This window comes from Granulicella sp. L60 (genome assembly GCF_009765825.1).
In the GTDB taxonomy this organism is placed as follows: Bacteria; Acidobacteriota; Terriglobia; order Terriglobales; family Acidobacteriaceae; genus Edaphobacter.
The window spans coordinates 92,999-108,559 of the sequence record NZ_LMUR01000015.1 but is presented as its reverse complement, the minus strand read 5'-3'; the positions used below and the strand labels follow the sequence as shown (position 1 = coordinate 108,559).

Annotated in this window: 19 protein-coding genes and 2 pseudogenes; 11 read left to right on the top strand and 10 right to left on the bottom strand. The window is 55.3% G+C overall.

The window, feature by feature from the left end; translation table 11 throughout:
- Nucleotide 1: 1 nt before the first annotated feature.
- Nucleotides 2-220: a hypothetical protein gene (locus GSQ82_RS07640; RefSeq protein ID WP_158791707.1), complete on the top strand. Its 219-nt coding sequence runs from the start codon at nucleotides 2-4 to the stop codon at nucleotides 218-220.
- Nucleotides 221-433: 213 nt separating this feature from the next.
- On the opposite strand, the gene GSQ82_RS07635 is transcribed toward GSQ82_RS07640, so the two are convergent.
- From GSQ82_RS07635 to GSQ82_RS07615, 7 genes and pseudogenes are all read right to left on the bottom strand, one after another.
- A complete protein-coding gene (locus GSQ82_RS07635; RefSeq protein WP_158791706.1) occupies nucleotides 434-1,519 on the bottom strand; it encodes a sulfite oxidase in 1,086 nt (361 codons plus the stop codon).
- Entirely contained in the window at nucleotides 1,516-2,004 is a 489-nt protein-coding gene (locus GSQ82_RS07630; protein ID WP_158791705.1) for a ferritin-like domain-containing protein, read from the bottom strand. The genes GSQ82_RS07635 and GSQ82_RS07630 overlap by 4 nt, the downstream gene beginning before the upstream one ends.
- Before the next feature lie 32 nt (nucleotides 2,005-2,036).
- Nucleotides 2,037-2,468 carry a hypothetical protein gene (locus GSQ82_RS25650; RefSeq protein WP_371417189.1) on the bottom strand — a complete coding sequence of 144 codons (432 nt, stop codon included), beginning with the start codon at nucleotides 2,466-2,468 and terminating at the stop codon, nucleotides 2,037-2,039.
- Nucleotides 2,455-2,712: pseudogene (locus tag GSQ82_RS25645) on the bottom strand (C4-dicarboxylate ABC transporter); the annotation flags it as partial. The pseudogene GSQ82_RS25645 and the gene GSQ82_RS25650, both read right to left, overlap by 14 nt.
- Nucleotides 2,673-3,203, bottom strand: coding sequence for a hypothetical protein (locus GSQ82_RS25000; protein ID WP_254061493.1), 531 nt, complete (start codon nucleotides 3,201-3,203; stop codon nucleotides 2,673-2,675). The gene GSQ82_RS25000 and the pseudogene GSQ82_RS25645, both read right to left, overlap by 40 nt.
- Nucleotides 3,204-3,360: 157 nt before the next feature.
- Nucleotides 3,361-4,473 (bottom strand): ACR3 family arsenite efflux transporter, encoded by a 1,113-nt coding sequence (arsB, locus tag GSQ82_RS07620; RefSeq protein WP_158791704.1) that lies wholly within the window; start codon nucleotides 4,471-4,473, stop codon nucleotides 3,361-3,363.
- Nucleotides 4,473-4,889 carry a helix-turn-helix transcriptional regulator gene (locus GSQ82_RS07615; protein ID WP_158791703.1) on the bottom strand — a complete coding sequence of 139 codons (417 nt, stop codon included), beginning with the start codon at nucleotides 4,887-4,889 and terminating at the stop codon, nucleotides 4,473-4,475. The genes arsB and GSQ82_RS07615 overlap by 1 nt, the downstream gene beginning before the upstream one ends.
- A gap of 76 nt (nucleotides 4,890-4,965) precedes the next feature.
- Here GSQ82_RS07615 and arsM point away from each other — a divergent pair, with 76 nt between their 5' ends.
- From arsM to GSQ82_RS07585, 6 genes are all read left to right on the top strand, one after another.
- Nucleotides 4,966-5,856, top strand: coding sequence for an arsenite methyltransferase (gene arsM / locus GSQ82_RS07610; RefSeq protein WP_158791702.1), 891 nt, complete (start codon nucleotides 4,966-4,968; stop codon nucleotides 5,854-5,856).
- A gap of 8 nt (nucleotides 5,857-5,864) precedes the next feature.
- The gene (locus tag GSQ82_RS07605; RefSeq protein WP_158791701.1) at nucleotides 5,865-6,266 is read left to right on the top strand and encodes an arsenate reductase ArsC; all 402 of its coding nucleotides are present in this window, start codon (nucleotides 5,865-5,867) and stop codon (nucleotides 6,264-6,266) included.
- Between the two features lie 313 nt (nucleotides 6,267-6,579).
- Nucleotides 6,580-6,897 carry a single-stranded DNA-binding protein gene (locus tag GSQ82_RS07600; protein WP_158791700.1) on the top strand — a complete coding sequence of 106 codons (318 nt, stop codon included), beginning with the start codon at nucleotides 6,580-6,582 and terminating at the stop codon, nucleotides 6,895-6,897.
- Nucleotides 6,898-6,979: 82 nt separating this feature from the next.
- The gene (locus GSQ82_RS07595) at nucleotides 6,980-7,597 is read left to right on the top strand and encodes a type IV toxin-antitoxin system AbiEi family antitoxin domain-containing protein (RefSeq protein ID WP_158791699.1); all 618 of its coding nucleotides are present in this window, start codon (nucleotides 6,980-6,982) and stop codon (nucleotides 7,595-7,597) included.
- On the top strand, nucleotides 7,561-8,316 hold the full coding sequence (locus tag GSQ82_RS07590) for a nucleotidyl transferase AbiEii/AbiGii toxin family protein (protein WP_158791698.1): 756 nt from the start codon (nucleotides 7,561-7,563) through the stop codon (nucleotides 8,314-8,316). The genes GSQ82_RS07595 and GSQ82_RS07590 overlap by 37 nt, the downstream gene beginning before the upstream one ends.
- A 1-nt stretch (nucleotide 8,317) precedes the next feature.
- A complete protein-coding gene (locus GSQ82_RS07585) occupies nucleotides 8,318-9,193 on the top strand; it encodes an alpha/beta fold hydrolase (protein ID WP_216847040.1) in 876 nt (291 codons plus the stop codon).
- A 25-nt stretch (nucleotides 9,194-9,218) separates the two neighbouring features.
- On the opposite strand, the gene GSQ82_RS25640 is transcribed toward GSQ82_RS07585, so the two are convergent.
- Entirely contained in the window at nucleotides 9,219-9,476 is a 258-nt protein-coding gene (locus tag GSQ82_RS25640) for a helix-turn-helix domain-containing protein (protein ID WP_371417179.1), read from the bottom strand.
- 96 nt (nucleotides 9,477-9,572) lie between these two features.
- Here GSQ82_RS25640 and GSQ82_RS25635 point away from each other — a divergent pair.
- From GSQ82_RS25635 to GSQ82_RS07560, 3 genes and pseudogenes are all read left to right on the top strand, one after another.
- Nucleotides 9,573-10,131: pseudogene (locus tag GSQ82_RS25635) on the top strand (inositol monophosphatase).
- A 103-nt stretch (nucleotides 10,132-10,234) separates the two neighbouring features.
- Nucleotides 10,235-10,390: a hypothetical protein gene (locus GSQ82_RS07565; protein WP_158791694.1), complete on the top strand. Its 156-nt coding sequence runs from the start codon at nucleotides 10,235-10,237 to the stop codon at nucleotides 10,388-10,390.
- Nucleotides 10,391-10,414: 24 nt separating this feature from the next.
- A complete protein-coding gene (locus GSQ82_RS07560; RefSeq protein WP_158791693.1) occupies nucleotides 10,415-10,849 on the top strand; it encodes an RbsD/FucU family protein in 435 nt (144 codons plus the stop codon).
- A 127-nt stretch (nucleotides 10,850-10,976) separates the two neighbouring features.
- Here GSQ82_RS07560 and GSQ82_RS07555 read toward each other — a convergent pair whose 3' ends face one another.
- Nucleotides 10,977-12,893, bottom strand: coding sequence for a CocE/NonD family hydrolase (locus GSQ82_RS07555; protein WP_158791692.1), 1,917 nt, complete (start codon nucleotides 12,891-12,893; stop codon nucleotides 10,977-10,979).
- A gap of 146 nt (nucleotides 12,894-13,039) precedes the next feature.
- Nucleotides 13,040-13,663: an FMN-dependent NADH-azoreductase gene (locus GSQ82_RS07550; RefSeq protein WP_158791691.1), complete on the bottom strand. Its 624-nt coding sequence runs from the start codon at nucleotides 13,661-13,663 to the stop codon at nucleotides 13,040-13,042.
- A 316-nt stretch (nucleotides 13,664-13,979) separates the two neighbouring features.
- Here GSQ82_RS07550 and GSQ82_RS07545 point away from each other — a divergent pair, with 316 nt between their 5' ends.
- Nucleotides 13,980-15,524 carry a hypothetical protein gene (locus tag GSQ82_RS07545; RefSeq protein ID WP_254061492.1) on the top strand — a complete coding sequence of 515 codons (1,545 nt, stop codon included), beginning with the start codon at nucleotides 13,980-13,982 and terminating at the stop codon, nucleotides 15,522-15,524.
- Nucleotides 15,525-15,561 lie beyond the last annotated feature (37 nt).

Here is a 15,561-nt window from a genome sequence, read left to right as displayed (position 1 = left end):
TATGCACCCTGCGACAGGTACGGGCATCAGCTCGATCCAAACATTGTTTACCGGAACGATTGCAAAGGCAGCAAGCCTGATCGCCATCGTGATCGGCGGCTACACGTTCGCCCACGGAGAGCCAGGTGCGAAGAAGACGCTTGCGGGTGTCGCCGCCGGAACCGGGATAGCGATGGCGAGGAGACTGGAAGTTCACTCGATCTACTCAATTCGGGGCTAACATTCCTCGCAGGAGGTCTTCGCGGTAAGGGGCCTTCTCAGCCTATGGCCGTAAGCCTCTTCTTCAACGTGCAAGAGCGTGAACGCGGCGAGTTTGCAGATGGACAAGGTGAGCAGTGGTCCTCCAGAGGTGGGCGGCGGAGCGCATGGCGCGCCACCGCGATCGGAGGTCAACTTGTAAATGTATGTTCGCAACTCTCGGTGCGTATGCCTGCTAGACCACTTCTACTGGAATCGAGATTGTATGGTCTATGAGGTAGCTCTCGTAATCCTCGTTATGCTGCGCGGGCTGCGTCCTGCCTTCGATGTCTGAGGCTCTTGACATGAGGCTATGGTTGCCGATGTCGACTGGTTTCCAATCCCAATGCCAAAGCCGCCATGCGTGATCTTCAGCGGGGCTATCGAACTCGGCATGATGCCAGGTTACGCCTTTGTCGGTGCTCACCTCGACCCCCGCGAGGGGAACTCCTGCGGTCCAGGCCGCACCATACACGCGACAGGCCTCTCCAGCTCGGATTTGCTGATGAAGAACGGGGTGTGCGATCTGCGATTTCAGAAAGATTTCCGTGATCGGAATCCGTTCCGGTTGCAGGCCCCCGCGATGTGCCCAGTACGTGTACTCGACGGTCTGGAAGTAGCCGAGGAACGGGCGTGTGATCGCCGTTATCTTCGTTAACCACTTCACCGAGGCAACGCTGTACCATCCAGGAACGATAAGACGCACTGGCGAACCATGTTCGGGAGAAAGATCTTCACCATTCATTTGCCACGCGACCAGCACTTCTGGTTTTAGCGTGACTTCGAGCGGCACGCTGCGCGCGTAGCTGATTTCGTTCTTCGGCTTAAGCTGCTTTTCCGGGATTCCGTGGTCGGCTCCCTCGAATACCAATTCGGTTGCGTCAGGCTTAAGTCCGGCGCGTGCCAGGACATCGCGCAAGGGAACTCCCGTCCACGCTGCACAGCCCGCAGCCCCGAGGCCCCACTGCACACCTTCCGGGACGTTGGGGAGGAAAAGCCGACCATTCCCGGCACACTCCAGGACACATTGATGCGTTGTCGCTGGCATGGCTTTGAGGTCTTCGAGAGACAAGCTAATCGGATTGTTTACCGCGCCACCGATTTCGAGACGCCACGAGGCGGCATCGATCTCAGGTATAGGGAAATGATTACGCACGAAGAAGTGTTCCGCCGCGGTGATCGGTGAGTGAGGGTTCAGAAATGAAGCCTCAACGTTGAGTGGCTTGTGAATTCTTACCTTGAGCTTGGGTGACGATTCGCTCAGAGCCGTGGGATTCGTCATTTGGCAACCTCGTCCTGGGCTTGCTTGAGAAGCGTTTTGCTGATCTTCTTCAGATGCTCCGCCGCTTTCTGTTCCTCCAGAAGACTTTCAACGAGCAGATTGGCGGCATCTCCATAGCCAAGAGTCTTCGCGAGCGAAATCGTCGAGGAATAAGCCGCGATCTCGAAATGCTCGATTCGTTCAGCGGCACCCAGCATCGCGAGATCGCAGATCACGCCCGCAGGTCTCGCTGCGGCCTTGGCCGCGTCGGCAACCATCGCGATCATTGGCTGGCACTCGCCGGCCTTGAATTCTAGCCTCAGCGAGGTGCTCGCGTCGTCAAGTCGAGCGGCTTGCATTTCTGTCTGCTTGAGGTGCCCCGCGAAGGCGGCTTGGAGTTCGGCGTTCGACGAAGCCTCTATCAGAGCGGGTAGACCGGCAATCAAGACTTCTTCGATTCCGGCAAGCTCTTGAAGCTGCTCTAAAAACAGTTTGTGCAAATTCATAGATTCGACACTCCGCGATTCTTAGATGCGGATTACCGAGAACCAACTTCGATTGCAGAACTCTCGGCCTTCATTCGGTCCCCAGGTATCGCTCCGGGGACGAGGCATGGAGACACAAACAGGTAGCCTTTCCAAGCTCCGTGCAATGTCCGTGCTGAGATCAACACCCAGAGCCCCACCAACCCTGTGATGAGGATTACGCCCACCACAGTAAGGCTGTCGATATGTGTAATTCGGGCTAGCGCAAGCGTTGCAACGGAATAGACGCCGATGGGGAATGTAAATCCCCACCATCCTAAATTGAAGGACATTCCGGTTCGGATCGAGCGTGCCGTCGTGAGCAGCGCTATGCAGAACCACCAAATGCCATATCCCCATAGGCATCGATCCGCCAATGGCTCCGATGCCGAAGGCAACTTCTCCAATCCACGGCAGGCCTGCGGCCGGGAAGACTTTGGCCGCATCCGTCCCCAAGAGCATCAAGCCAAGAGCGCCTGTCCCAATCGGTCCCAGCGCTAGCCAACTCGTGGCGACCATGTCAGTTGGTGGAAGTTTATGCAGAACTAGCCTCATGAGGAGGATGACAAGAAAGCTCATTGCTAATGGAACGGACAATGCCCAGAGCATGTAGGAGATCACGACGATTCGCTCGGCGGCGTGTGGTTCGGTCATGTATGGGACGAGCTGAGCACCACTGACCGCCGCCACCTCAGCAGCAACAATGGGCAAGAGCCACACCCCCCGTCATCTTTTCCAGACTGTGCTCCTGACGCGTAAACATCATGAAGGGCACAAAAACACCCACAACCAACAGCGAGCAGTACATCGATCCACCACAACCCGCGCGCCGTTTGTAGCGCTACATTGCCCCACAGCAGAATTCCGAACACCATGAATCCATTGATGATTGTCGCAAGACCCATGGGAATTGCGCCGAAGAACATGGACACGACCGAGTGGGCGAGAATGCGGCGTGCCTCGTCGTAATAGACGATCCAGCACGTCGCGTACAGGATGCTAAACAGAAGGAAGAGCCCGATGTTCAGGAACCAAAGACCTCTGTCAACGGCATGAAGGCCGGGTATTTGTGCGGGAAATTGGTTGAGCGCCAGTGCGAGGATTCCGGTTCCCATCGTTGCAGTGAACCAGTTCGGTGTGAACTGGCGGATCATCTCTTGCCCGCGATTGATTTGATTCACAGTTAGGCTCGCTATCTATATCTGTTGGCCACAGTCGGTTGTTTCGTAGGATGCGGAAAAGCAATCGTTTTAGTGGTGAGTGTAGAAATAGATGGCAATGCCATCAGCGGCGTACAAACCCTGTCTAGAATTTTGAGGTCGGCGATTACATGCCTTTCTAGTTCTTTGCTGTGCATGGTGTCCTCCCTTGGACGGCACTGTCGAAGTAGCGCCTCCGCAGCCAGAAGGCCACATTGACCAATCCGATGAGGGCTGGCACCTCGATCAGCGGCCCCACAACCCCGACAAAAGCCTCGCCGGAATTCAGGCCGAAAACCACGACGGCGACCGCAATCGCTAGTTCAAAGTTGTTGCCAGCGGCAGTAAACGAGAGCGTCGCTGATTGAGCGTAGTTCGCGCCCAGCTTCTTGCCCATCCAGAAGCTCACCAAAAACATGATGAGGAAGTAGATGACGAGAGGTACGGCGATCTTCACTACATCGAGCGGTAGTCTCACGATGAGGTCACCCTTGAGTGAGAACATTACCAGGATTGTGAAGAGCAGAGCTATTAGTGTGAGAGGGCTGATTCGTGGGATAAAGCGGGTGCGATACCACTCCTCACCCTTGAGCCGGAGGAGAAGGAACCGAGTGATGAATCCCGCAACAAAGGGAACGCCGAGGTAAAGTCCAACGCTCTTCGCAATCTGGCCGATCCCGATTTGAACGACGCTTCCTTCCAATCCAAACCACTTCGGAAGAACAGTCAGGAACACCCAGGCGTAGAGGCTGTAGAAGAGGACTTGGAAGACACTATTGATCGCCACGAGTCCGGCGACATAATCCGTATCGCCTTCGGCTAGTTCATTCCAGACTAGAACCATCGCTATGCAGCGGGCTATCCCGATCAGGATAACTCCGCGCATATAGGCAGGCTCACCGCGCAGAAAGATGATGGCTAAAAGGAACATCAGGACCGGGCCAATGAGCCAGTTCTGTACCAAGGAAAGACCGAGGACACGCTTGTTGCGGAAGACTTCTCCCAGCTTTTCGTAGCGTACCTTTGCCAGCGGTGGGAACATCATGATGATGAGGCCGATAGCGATAGGGATATTTGTAGTCCCCGTTTGAAAGCGATTGACGAAGCCCGCTGACGATGGGACAAAATGACCGATGGCTACGCCGATTGCCATTGCGAGGAAGATCCAGAGCGTCAGAAAGCGGTCGAGAAACGATAGCTTCTTGCGGGCGGTAGGAGCGCATACGCGGCCCTGGGCGATGGACACTGACATCAGCAAGCCTCGCAGGACGAATCACCGACAGTGACAGGCGAGGGTGCGCCATCGAGAAGGGCATACTTTGTCGGGGAGCAGCAGGCCTTCGTAAGCCGTGCCTTGTCAGCCTGCATCGTCTTTTCTTCACGCAACCAGTTGAGCGTCTGTTTGAGGACCTGCGTTGCCCCAATGTTCGGAGGCATGACAATCCTGTAGTGCATCCACTTTCCCTCCCGTCGCGCCGCAACGATACCGGCAGTGCGTAGATAGGCCAGATGCCGGGAAATCTTCGGCTGAGGCCCTCCAAGAATCTCCACGAAATAGCAGACACATATCTCTTGGTCGCCCATGAGGTTGAGGAGCCGAAGCCGTGTATTGTCTCCGAGGGCCTGAAAGAAGCGCTCCATATCGAACGGTGGTGTTCTTGTTGCCATTCCTTACTTATACGCATTGACGAATGTGTTGGCAATGGATATAGTCGCCAAAGCAGATATGTTTCTGGAGGCAGTCATGGCAGAACAGGTATTGGATTCAGTTCGATCAAAGTACGGGTCAATGGCGGAGAGCAGTCTTTCCAACGACCATGCGGGTGTGAAGGCCGTTGCGGAAGCCTTCGGCTACTCCGCAGAAGAACTGACTTCGATTCCCGCTGGGGCCAACATGGGGCTGTCCTGTGGTAACCCCACTGCCACAGCTCACATTCGGGCTGGCGAAGTTGTAGTCGATCTAGGCTCAGGCGGCGGACTTGATGTATTTCTGGCGTCGAAAATGGTTGGCCCCTCCGGTCGAGCTATCGGCATCGATATGACCCCGGCCATGATTGACCGAGCGAGGACGAATGCTCACGCGGGCGGGTATTCCAATGTGGAGTTTTACCAATCTACGATTGACCAGATTCCGTTGCCTGACTCTTCCGTCGATTGCGTCATCTCGAACTGCGTTCTGAATCTCGCCCCCGACAAGCGCGCCGTCTTCGGTGAAATCGCCCGAGTACTTAAGCCCGGTGGGCGAGTTGCCGTGAGTGACATAGCACTCAAGCACGAGCTGCCCGAGGCCGTAGCGAGGAGCATGGCCGCGTATGTCGGCTGTATCGCTGGGGCTATATCGATAGACGAATACCGTTCCGGCCTGATTGCTGCCGGGCTCGAACACGTCCAGATCGTCGATAGCGGTGCGGACTTGAACGCCTACGCAAAGGTAGAGAATCAGGCCGGATGCTGCTCACCCAGCATGGAGACAGGAAGCCCATTCCAAGTGGTGTCTGAGCCTTGCTGTGCCCCCACTAAGGAGGCAGTGCCCTCATTCCATGATGAACTGTCGACCCTGCTTTCGCAGTATGACATCAACGCAGCAGCGGCCAGCGTGAAGGTGTACGCGATAAAGCCTGTGACGGCAGCTTGAGAACACCGATGAAAAGAGTTATCTTCGCTTGCGTTCATAACGCCAGACGCTCGCAAATGGCCGCAGCCTTCTTCAATCTGCTCGCCGATAAGTCAAAGGCGGAGGCCATTTCTGCGGGTACGGAACCAGGCTTGCGGGTGCATCCAGAGGTTCTGGCCGCTATGCAGGAGGTTGGCGTAGACCTCAGCAATGCCAAGCCTCAGAAGTTGACCGAGGAACTTGCTAAGGGAGCATCACTGCTCATCACGATGGGCTGCGGTGACAAGTGTCCTTACGTTCCAGGGCTACGGCGGGACGACTGGCCGTTGCGTGATCCGAAGGGCCTACCGGTGGACGAAGTGCGGCTTATTCGCGACGACATCAAAGGACGGGTGCAAGGTCTGCTGCAAAGTGAAACTCTCAACTTTTAATCAACCCGCTTCTATCCTGATCTACTCATGCGATTAAGTTGGGTCGGATAGGCTGACGTTCTGGCTGCACGGTCTCCTGTTTGCGCGTTCACTCGGCCACCGCTTCGGTGCAGGAGCTGCGCCCTTCGGCTCTGCGTTCAGAACTCGCGTACCGCGCCCTTCGGGTGTTGGACTCCTCCCCCCTCGCAAAGCTCCGGGTCCCTTTCCAGAAACTTCTTCTCTTGGCAACGCGGCCCTGCCGCGACTTGGGAGCAGCGCACCTTCGCGCCCTTTGGGATGTGTCCCGATTGACCGGGCAAAAAGGAGAAACACCATGCAGACTCAACAGACCATCACCCTCTTCGGCACCGTCAGCAACTCAGCCACCAGCCGCACTTCTAAGACCGGACGCAAGTACAGCGCCTTCGGAGTCTCCATCATCTCCGACCGCAATCTGCAGGCCTTTCACTGCAACGTCGTTGCCTTCGGCAAACAGGGCCACTTCGCCAAGCAGCTCCAGGCAGGCACTCGCATCAAGTTGGTCGTCCAGGCGCAGTCTCAGCCAGACAACATCGCCAGCATCCCTCTCCTCACCGCAACCTTCGTGCGACCGGTAAACCCGGTCGTAGTGGCACCCTCGACAGAGGTGTAGTTTGCCGACCTTGTAGGATGTCAATATCATTCAATAATGGAACTATATTGACAGGCTAGTTATGTTGGAGCAAAATCAATAAATGCCGCGCACCCGCATGGACGAACTGTTTGCACTCGCCGAAGAGCATGATGGTCTGCTCACGTCGAAGGAGGCCCGCGCCGCCGGCATACAGGATTCAGTTTTGGTTCGTCTGGTCCAGCGTGGCCGATTGGAGCGCATGACTAGGGGGGTCTATCGAATTGCTCATTACCCGGCAGACCGTCTCGCTCAATACCGCGAGGCAGTGCTGTGGGCGAAGGCCAGCCAGGGGCCAGAAGACATCGCCCTCTCGCATGAGACAGCGTTGCTACTCTACGGTATCTCCGATGCGAACCCATCGCGCGTAAATCTAACGGTGCCCGCCTCAGCAAGATTGCGTCGGAAGTGCCCGGATTGGGTAGCAATCCATCGAGCCAATCTATCTCCCGAGGATATCGGGCAACATGAAGGTCTCCCCGTTACCACTGTGAGACGCAGCATCATGGACGTACTCTCGGCGACACACCGAACCGATGTTGCTCGGCAGTCGATTAGCGACGCTCTCCGCGAGGGGCTACTCAACAACGCCGAAGCAAGCAGCCTTCGGAGATCCATTACCCGGAAACCGAGTGAAGATGCGAGATGCCGCAACCAGTTGAACGCCTCGAAAATACACTAGCCCGAGTCGCCAAAGAGCAGGGCGTGGCGCAGGAGCGTCTTCGGCGCTGGGTTTCGTTCCTGGCGCTATGCGGCGTTCTTGAACGAGCGGTGAGCGAGGGTATTCTCGACAGCTACGACCTGAAAGGCGGCGTCGCTCTTGAACTGAGATTCGCCGAGGGAGCACGAGCGACAAAGGACATCGACATCGGTGTACCGGTCGAACGGACTAAGCGGCTACGGGCATTTCAGGATGCCGTCGCGCTCGGCTTCGATGACTTCACCTTTCTCTTGAAAGGGAAGCCCTTGAACATGGACAAGGTGGACGCGGTTCGACTGGAACTCGCCATCCGATACAGAACCCGTGCATGGCAAACCATCGACGTTGACCTCGGACCCTCTGGCAAGGGTGCGGTTGAACTTGTAGTGCCAACAATTCGAGGACTTGCCGCGATGGGATTGCGCGTACCGTCACCGGTTCGTTGCCTGAATCTGAGCGAACAGGCTGCCGAAAAGCTGCACGACTGCACCGGGCCGTACTCGGCGGGACGCGCCCGCGACGTTCTCGACATTCTGTTGATCGACATGCTCGGCAAGGTGGACGCGAAGAAAGTACGAGCGGCGGCGGAACAGGTCTTCGAGGAACGCGCTACCCGTCTCAATGCGACTTCTGCCGATTCGAGACATCAAATGAACAAGCACCGGGACGGCTCGCAGAAATTGCAAATGGAAGGGTCTTAGCGTGAGTGTTTTGATTCAACAGCACCGTATCGATACGTCACACGGCACCATTGCAGTCGAAGAGCGAGGCGAAGGCGAGATTCCCGTCCTGTTGATCCACGGCAATTCCTCATGCCGCGGCGTCTTCCGCCGTCAACTGGACTCGTCGCTTCCGCAGAGACATCGATTCATAGCTTTCGACCTTCCAGGCCATGGTGAGTCGAGCGACGCACCTAATCCTCAGCGGACTTACACACTGGCTGGGTTTGCGGATGCTTCCGTGGAGTTGCTCGGCAACCTGGATATCTCCGAAGCGATTGTGTTTGGCTGGTCGCTTGGCGGTCACATCGCGATTGAGATGCTCTCGCGATTTTCTGGACTGCGGGGCTTACTGCTTTCCGGCTCTCCCCCGATCGCGAAGGTAAACGGCGTACACAACATGATGCAGGGCTTCAATAGCTCGCCGAATGGTAGCGTGGCAGGGAGGGAGATGCTCTCCGAGTCGGAGATTCAGTCCTTCATTGGAAGTCTTTTCGGCGACTCTGCCGAGCCATTTCTCTTCAAGGCTGCGGCACGTGCGGACGGCCGCTTTCGCAAGCGACTCTTCGAGGCCGCGCGCGAGGGCGCAGGTACAGACCAGCGGCAAGCTGTCGAAAAAGCTACCCTACCAATCGGCGTGATCAACGGTGCTAGTGACCATTTGATCAAACTCGACTACTTTGATACGGTTAATTTCCGCCACCTATGGGATGGGGTTTCTTATCGGCTCCCGGGATTGGGGCATGTTCCATTCTGGCAGGGGCCGGATGCCTTCAACCCTTTGCTGGACCGTTTTCTCAATGAGACGGAGAGCCTCGAGAAGAATCATTCAAAAGCTATCCCTGACGACGTATTGTAGAGATTGCCCGACTGCGGAGCTTCCGTCACCATGGTGGTGGCTCCCTCTTGATTGCTGGTACCCCAGCGAGGAGGTTCCGATATGCACTTGGAGAAAGGCCCATTATTCTGCAAAAGATTCTGCGAAACGAGGCCGGATTTTCGTAGCCAACCGTCCGGGAAATCTTCTCGATGGACTGTTTGCCAGACTCAAGCAGTTCGCGAGCTATACCGACGCGCAACCGCTGGCAATAGTCCGTTGGCTTGACCGCTGTCGCCTTTCTAAACCTCCGCAAAAAGTGCACACTTCAAGTACCGAGATCTTGGACATCTTTGCCAGATCGGCATTGCGGCAGCCATTCCTTTGCAGCCAGCAGATAAGTGGCGCTCTTAGCGGCTGAATGTTTAGGGAATGCAAAATCATGAATCCATCTTCACACGAAGTAGATCTGCAGGAAGATCCCATTCTGGCACGATTCAAAGTCGCTCAGTCGGTCATCCGAAAAGCTGGATCGCTTGCCAACGAATACTTCAGACGGCTTGGTAGTTTGACGATCAAGAGCAAAGGATCTCACGATCTGGTTAGTGAAGCTGACGTCAATACGGAATTGCTAATTAGTAGCAGTTTCAAAGAGCACTTTCCAGATGATTCGTTTTTCGGAGAAGAGAGCGGACATACCGAGTTCTCAGCAGGGCACGGTATTTGTAGACCCTATCGACGGGACCCAACCTTTCCTAAGTGGAATGCCTAATTGGTGCATTTCGATCGCGTTCGTGCTCGATAGACAGCTCCAATTTGGTCTCGTCTACAATCCGCCATGTGATGAACTGTTTGCTGGGGAAGGGCATTTCCCGCGACCGTCAACGGGAATACCATCGCCGCCCATCCGGGAACGGATCTTTCAGCAGGCCTGTTCAGTATTGGTCTCTCGCCACATTCGTTCCTGTTCGATTCACTGACCAAACTTCTCGATCAAAAGGGAATGTTCTTCCGCAATGGCACTGGCGCATTGTCGCTCGCCTACGTTGCCGCAGGACGACTTCTAGGCACGTTGAGCCGCACATGCACTCCTGGGACTGCCTCGGTGCAATCGCCATCATTGAAGCTGCCGGCGGTCGGGTGAACAAGTTTTTTGTGGGCGATGCTTTGCTCAAGGGAAATCGCGTAGTCGCAGGCGGCCCTGCCGTCTATCAGCAACTAGATTCGCTATCGGGCTGAGAACCCGTAGGTCAAGGAGGCAACGTGCTTAAAGGAATTAGTTTATTACTCTCGCCTGAAGTCCTTCACATTCTGAGCTCTATGGGGCACAGACACGAATTGGCGATAGTAGATGCGAACTTTGCGTGTGAAGCAGGCGGCCCTCGCATCGCGAGGCTCGACGGAATCTCCGCCACAGATATCCTCGACGCGGTGCTTTCGGTGCTTCCTCTGGAACGAAAGGATGCCCAGGCATGTTGGCGAATGGTTGCGAATGGCAATCCCGACAACGAGACACCTATCTTCGAAGAGTTTCGAAGGGTTATATCCAAGCGGGAAGGTGCGGATCTTGAGCTTTTCCCGGTGTCATCTGCAGACTGCAAAGAGCGAGCAGGGAAGGCCTATGCCGTGATTGTAACTGGAGAAAGAAGGCCATACGGGAATGTGCTCGTACGAAAGGGCGTAGTTCGAGCGGAGTGAACTGCACCCCGATTTCTAATTTGCGCAAGCAGTAACGCGGACTCAGAATTGCCACCGGGCTCGTGTCATTCAAGAGATTCTTATCTCTTGAATGACACGAGCCCGATCCAATCATCTGCTAAACAAACTACTGAACCGCAGTGGTGGCTGGCACCACCGGCAGCAAAACGGCACTGGATCCAGAAGAACCACGTTCGATGGAGACCGTAGCCTTTTGGTAATCCGGGGGCTGTGCGAAGAAAATATTCGACACATAGGTCTGCGGGTTGCGATCGTACAGAGGAAAGAGTGTCGACTGGATCTGCACCATGATCCGATGCCCGGGTTTGAACACATAGTTCACCGTTGGCAGCCGGAATTTGTACTCCTGTACCTTTCCTGAAGGGATGGCGCTGGGTTCCGCAAAACTCTTCCGATAGCGGCCACGAAAGATATCCATGCTAACGGCCAGCTGATAGCCGCCCATCTCGGGCTGCTCCGCGACGGTTGGTGGATACACATCGATGATCTTAACAACGAAGTCTCCGTCGGTGCCGGTCGTTTTCGCAAAGATATCCGCAAAGGGCGCTCCCTCAACTCGAACAGGCTCAGTCAGAATCGGAGTTTGATACGAGATGACGTCCGGACGAGTGGAGGCGAAGCGTTGATCCTGAACTAACCAGGTAGCCCAACGTGAATGAGTATTGAACTGCAACGGAACCTCGATGAATGGTACTGGCTTGGCCGGGTCAGAGATGTAGCTGTCTTCACCTGCTGACGCTGCATGGAAGGCCAAACCGCTATTGGACTGGAGAAACAGCGGCGTGAGATGCCGCTCCGTCACGCCCGGCCAGTCAGAAAACTTATCCCAATGGTTCTCCGCAGGATTATAAATCATCACCTGTGAGATGGGTTCGGCGGCCTTACTATCCTTTAGGTATGTGTCGAAGAATGGAATAAGAACGTTCTTGCGAAAGTCGGCAGCGGTGTCTCCCTTCCACTTGAGGGGACCGAGATTCTCTGCTGCGCCGTTGACCTGGCTGTGATACCAGGGGCCCATCACCAGGTGGTTGTTGGCGGCCATGCCTTTAGCTTTCAGAGCCTCCCAGGTGTGAATAGCCCCGTACATATCTTCCTGATCCCATAACCCCTGAAGCCACATGGTCGGAACCGAAGATGGATGGGTAATTACCAACTTGTCGAGAGCTTGCTCTTGCCAGAAGGCATCGTATGCCGGGTGCGCCGAGAGCCGGTTCCAAAACCCAAGCTGCTGAAAACCATTCTTATTGGCCCAATTGCCAGCTGACCCCGCATCCAGAAAATCCTGATAATCGTCCGCACTCCAGCGCGGAACGGGATCTCCCTTACCAGTGTTGCTTGTCTGTTCAGTGAAATAGTCGAGGTTCACCTGACGGAACGCACCATAGTGAAACCAGTCGTCTCCCATCCAGCCATCAATCATCGGACTTTCGGGTGCTGCAACCTTGAGAGCCGGGTGGGGGCCCAGAAGTGCCATTGTCACCGTCCACCCGTCGTATGATGAGCCGATCATTCCGACCCGCTGGTTAGATTCGGAAATGTTCTTCACAAGCCAATCTACCGTGTCCCATGCATCTGTCGTGTCGTCCGTCTTGGTCGGGTTCATGGGGCCCATCGGAGGACGTGTCATCACATAGTCGCCCTGGGAGCCATATTTCCCGCGAATGTCCTGATAGACGAAGATGTAACCGTCGTCGACCCATTCCCGGTTCGCTGGCCATACGATGTCTCTTAGATGGGGACTGTCTTTTCCCGCAAAGAAGGTCGCGTCGTATGGGGTTCGCTCAAGCAACATGGGGAAGTCGTGCGCCCCTCTCGGAATGGCGATTACGGTGTGCAGCTTGACGCCATCTCGCATCGGAATCATCACCTCGCGTTTGACGTAGTCATAGTCCGCTTCAGGCTTTTGCCATTTTGCAGGGATATCGCTGCCGTTCTGGACCATATCGCCATTCTGTGGCCATGCAGCCGTGCCTGCTATTGAGACAAAGAGAGCAACTAATGCGACTCGCTTACTAAACTTCATCTATAAATCCTTTCGGAGCAGAGACATTCAAGTCTGAAATCCAGTCAGGCGACGAATTTCAGGACAAAGATGCCTGTTGGGATGGGGTCGGATCTCGACCATTCGGTTCTTTCCTACACATACGATTTGATGGTCGTTAAAGCTCCTTAAAGAGCGTGTGCGAGAGCTTCAGCGGTAGATCTAGCGGCTGCACGCGCGGCCCTATCCACCTCTGGACCGAAGAGTGTCTTCTCGATAGCTACAGCGTGAACATTCTGGATTCCAACCATATGTGACCATGTCTTCAGGTAAGCGATTTGGTGATCAAAGTCACGCTCCGGAAAATCACCGCCAAGCTGCGCACCTCGTGCGGCAATAACGACAACGGTCTTCCCACCAAGTAAACCAAGTAATCCTCGTTCATCGAATGTGAAGAGGATGTCTTTATGTGAAACAGTGTCGATCAGATGCTTCAATCTATAGGGAATGCCAAAGTTCCACATTGGCACGCTAAACAGGATCAAATCCGCCCGAATAAAAAGATTCGCCAGACGCTTGATCTCACTCCATGCTCTCTCTTGTCCGGGTGTGAGTTGTTTCCCTTCGAGGCCGGCGTACTTTGCGGCGAGGGCTTCCCCGTCGAAGTCAGGAAGCTGCGCATCCCAAACGTTGAGGGTTTCTACCACGCCACTCGGATTCTTCCCGAGCCATACGTCAATGAACGCGTTCGCTACTTCGATCGATGCTGACCGCTCTTTACGCGGCGAGGAAACAACATGAAACAAGTTCATAAATGGGGACCTTTCCAGACTCGATGATATATAAATGATTCCGTTATCTGTTATCTCGACGCATTTATTAAGGCGGTTCGACCCACGAATCGCCCAGAGTGGACTGCCGGACACACCAGAGTCGTCATCCAATTCTTGAGTCGATTGTTCGAAATTAAAGCTGGCTGGACGATTTGCTGAAAGAAAGTGTGTCTGCCATGTTTAAAGGATGAGGTTTTCTCGTACGTTTTATATTTTCTCCCTTCTTGTTTCGTCTTCAAGTCTCCTTGCCCAACATCATCATCACGGCGCAGAAGGTGGCGACGCGAACGCGGCCATGGAAAAATTTGGGTCGGTGCACATGCCGATCTCCTGCGCGGCTACGGTTCAGGCTTCTTTTGAGCGCGGCATCGCCCTGATGCACTCATTTTGGTATGAAGAGGCGCAGAAGCAGTTTCAGGCGGTTGCTGTTGCCGATCCGCAGTGTGCCATGGCGCAGTGGGGGCTGGCGATGACGGAGTGGCGTCCGTTCTGGGATGGGATGCCGGAGGATCGGCGCAAGTCTGGCATTGTTGAGATCGATAAGGCTACAGCTTTGAATGCGAAGACTGACCGCGAGCGCAGATATATTGCGGCATTGAGCGGGTATCTGCATGCTGATGCTACGCAGAATGAAAAGGCATTGCATGCCTATAACGCTGCGATGAGCGCTTTGCATACGGCTTATCCCGATGACGTAGAGGCGACAGCGTTCTATGGGCTTGCGCTTGCGGCGAGCATTGGAACGCAGGACCCGGTGGGCGATGCCCGTCGGGCGCTTGCAGTACTCGAGCCTGGGTTTGAGGCGCATCCGGATCATCCTGGGTTTGCGCACTACATCATTCATACGTGCGACTCTCCGCAGCTCGCTCGTGAGGGGCTGCCTGCGGCGGAGAAGTATGCTGCGATGGCACCTTCTTCGGCTCACGCGCTGCATATGCCGGGGCACATCTTCGCACGGCTTGGCATGTGGCAGGAGGACATCGATTCCGACGAAGCCTCGGTGCGCACTTCGGAGCAGGCCGCGAAGAATCACCAGAGCGGCGTGACGCATGAGCTGCATGCGTACGAGTTCCTGCTGTATGCCTACCTGCAACAAGGGGATGATGCCAACGCCAAGCGGGTGTTCGACTATACAGAGCCTATGGCGGCACATCTGCGTTCGCAGCCTGATCTTGCGAACGATGGGATGGCTCCGTTCATCAGCTATGTTGAGGTTGAGTTTCCCGGCATCTACGGGTTGGAACTGCATGACTGGAAGTCTGTGCTGGCAATCCGAGAGCCTGCGAACTCGATCGCCTCGACGAAGTACATGCGTGACTGGGTGCAGGCCATTGCTGCTGGACATCTGCGCGATGCAGTGGATGCCGATAAGGCGGCTGAGGCGGCCGGGTTGATTGCGGATGCTACAGCGAAGGAGGGGAGTCCTATTGGCGCGGAGATCCCTACGACGCAGGGGACGATCAAGGCGTGGCAGAGCTTCGCGCATAAGAAAGATGAGCAGGCGTTACGGGAGCTCAGTGCAGCGGCTGATATTCAGGACCGGGTTGGACAGGCCGAGGTGGATATACCGGCGCGAGAGATGTATGCCGATATGTTGATGATTGACAATCGTCCTGCTGATGCTCTGGTACAGTACCGCACTGCATTGAAGCTCAGTCCGAACCGCTTCAACGGACTGTACAACGCGGGACGTGCGGCCGAAGCATCGGGTCAACCGAAAGAGGCTGCGGGTTATTACAAACAACTTCTGAAGGTGACGAAGGGTGGTGCGCACACAAAGCGGCCAGAGGTGGCCCATGCGCGTGCGTTTCTGCAGAAGAATGCCGATAAGGTTAGTTAGCTATCGCCCCGGCCACTCGCGGAGCATTCTATATATT

Excerpts from the sequence above, each read along its gene's own strand:
- GSQ82_RS07640 (WP_158791707.1), top strand. The coding sequence starts at position 2 with ATGCACCCTGCGACAGGTACGGGCATCAGCTCGATCCAAACATTGTTT.
- GSQ82_RS07635 (WP_158791706.1), bottom strand. The coding sequence starts at position 1,519 with ATGACGAATCCCACGGCTCTGAGCGAATCGTCACCCAAGCTCAAGGTA.
- GSQ82_RS07630 (WP_158791705.1), bottom strand. The coding sequence starts at position 2,004 with ATGAATTTGCACAAACTGTTTTTAGAGCAGCTTCAAGAGCTTGCCGGA.
- GSQ82_RS25650 (WP_371417189.1), bottom strand. The coding sequence starts at position 2,468 with ATGCGGCCAAAGTCTTCCCGGCCGCAGGCCTGCCGTGGATTGGAGAAG.
- arsB (WP_158791704.1), bottom strand. The coding sequence starts at position 4,473 with ATGTCAGTGTCCATCGCCCAGGGCCGCGTATGCGCTCCTACCGCCCGC.
- GSQ82_RS07615 (WP_158791703.1), bottom strand. The coding sequence starts at position 4,889 with ATGGCAACAAGAACACCACCGTTCGATATGGAGCGCTTCTTTCAGGCC.
- arsM (WP_158791702.1), top strand. The coding sequence starts at position 4,966 with ATGGCAGAACAGGTATTGGATTCAGTTCGATCAAAGTACGGGTCAATG.
- GSQ82_RS07605 (WP_158791701.1), top strand. The coding sequence starts at position 5,865 with ATGAAAAGAGTTATCTTCGCTTGCGTTCATAACGCCAGACGCTCGCAA.
- GSQ82_RS07600 (WP_158791700.1), top strand. The coding sequence starts at position 6,580 with ATGCAGACTCAACAGACCATCACCCTCTTCGGCACCGTCAGCAACTCA.
- GSQ82_RS07595 (WP_158791699.1), top strand. The coding sequence starts at position 6,980 with ATGCCGCGCACCCGCATGGACGAACTGTTTGCACTCGCCGAAGAGCAT.
- GSQ82_RS07590 (WP_158791698.1), top strand. The coding sequence starts at position 7,561 with ATGCCGCAACCAGTTGAACGCCTCGAAAATACACTAGCCCGAGTCGCC.
- GSQ82_RS07565 (WP_158791694.1), top strand. The coding sequence starts at position 10,235 with ATGCACTCCTGGGACTGCCTCGGTGCAATCGCCATCATTGAAGCTGCC.
- GSQ82_RS07555 (WP_158791692.1), bottom strand. The coding sequence starts at position 12,893 with ATGAAGTTTAGTAAGCGAGTCGCATTAGTTGCTCTCTTTGTCTCAATA.
- GSQ82_RS07550 (WP_158791691.1), bottom strand. The coding sequence starts at position 13,663 with ATGAACTTGTTTCATGTTGTTTCCTCGCCGCGTAAAGAGCGGTCAGCA.
- GSQ82_RS07545 (WP_254061492.1), top strand. The coding sequence starts at position 13,980 with ATGGAAAAATTTGGGTCGGTGCACATGCCGATCTCCTGCGCGGCTACG.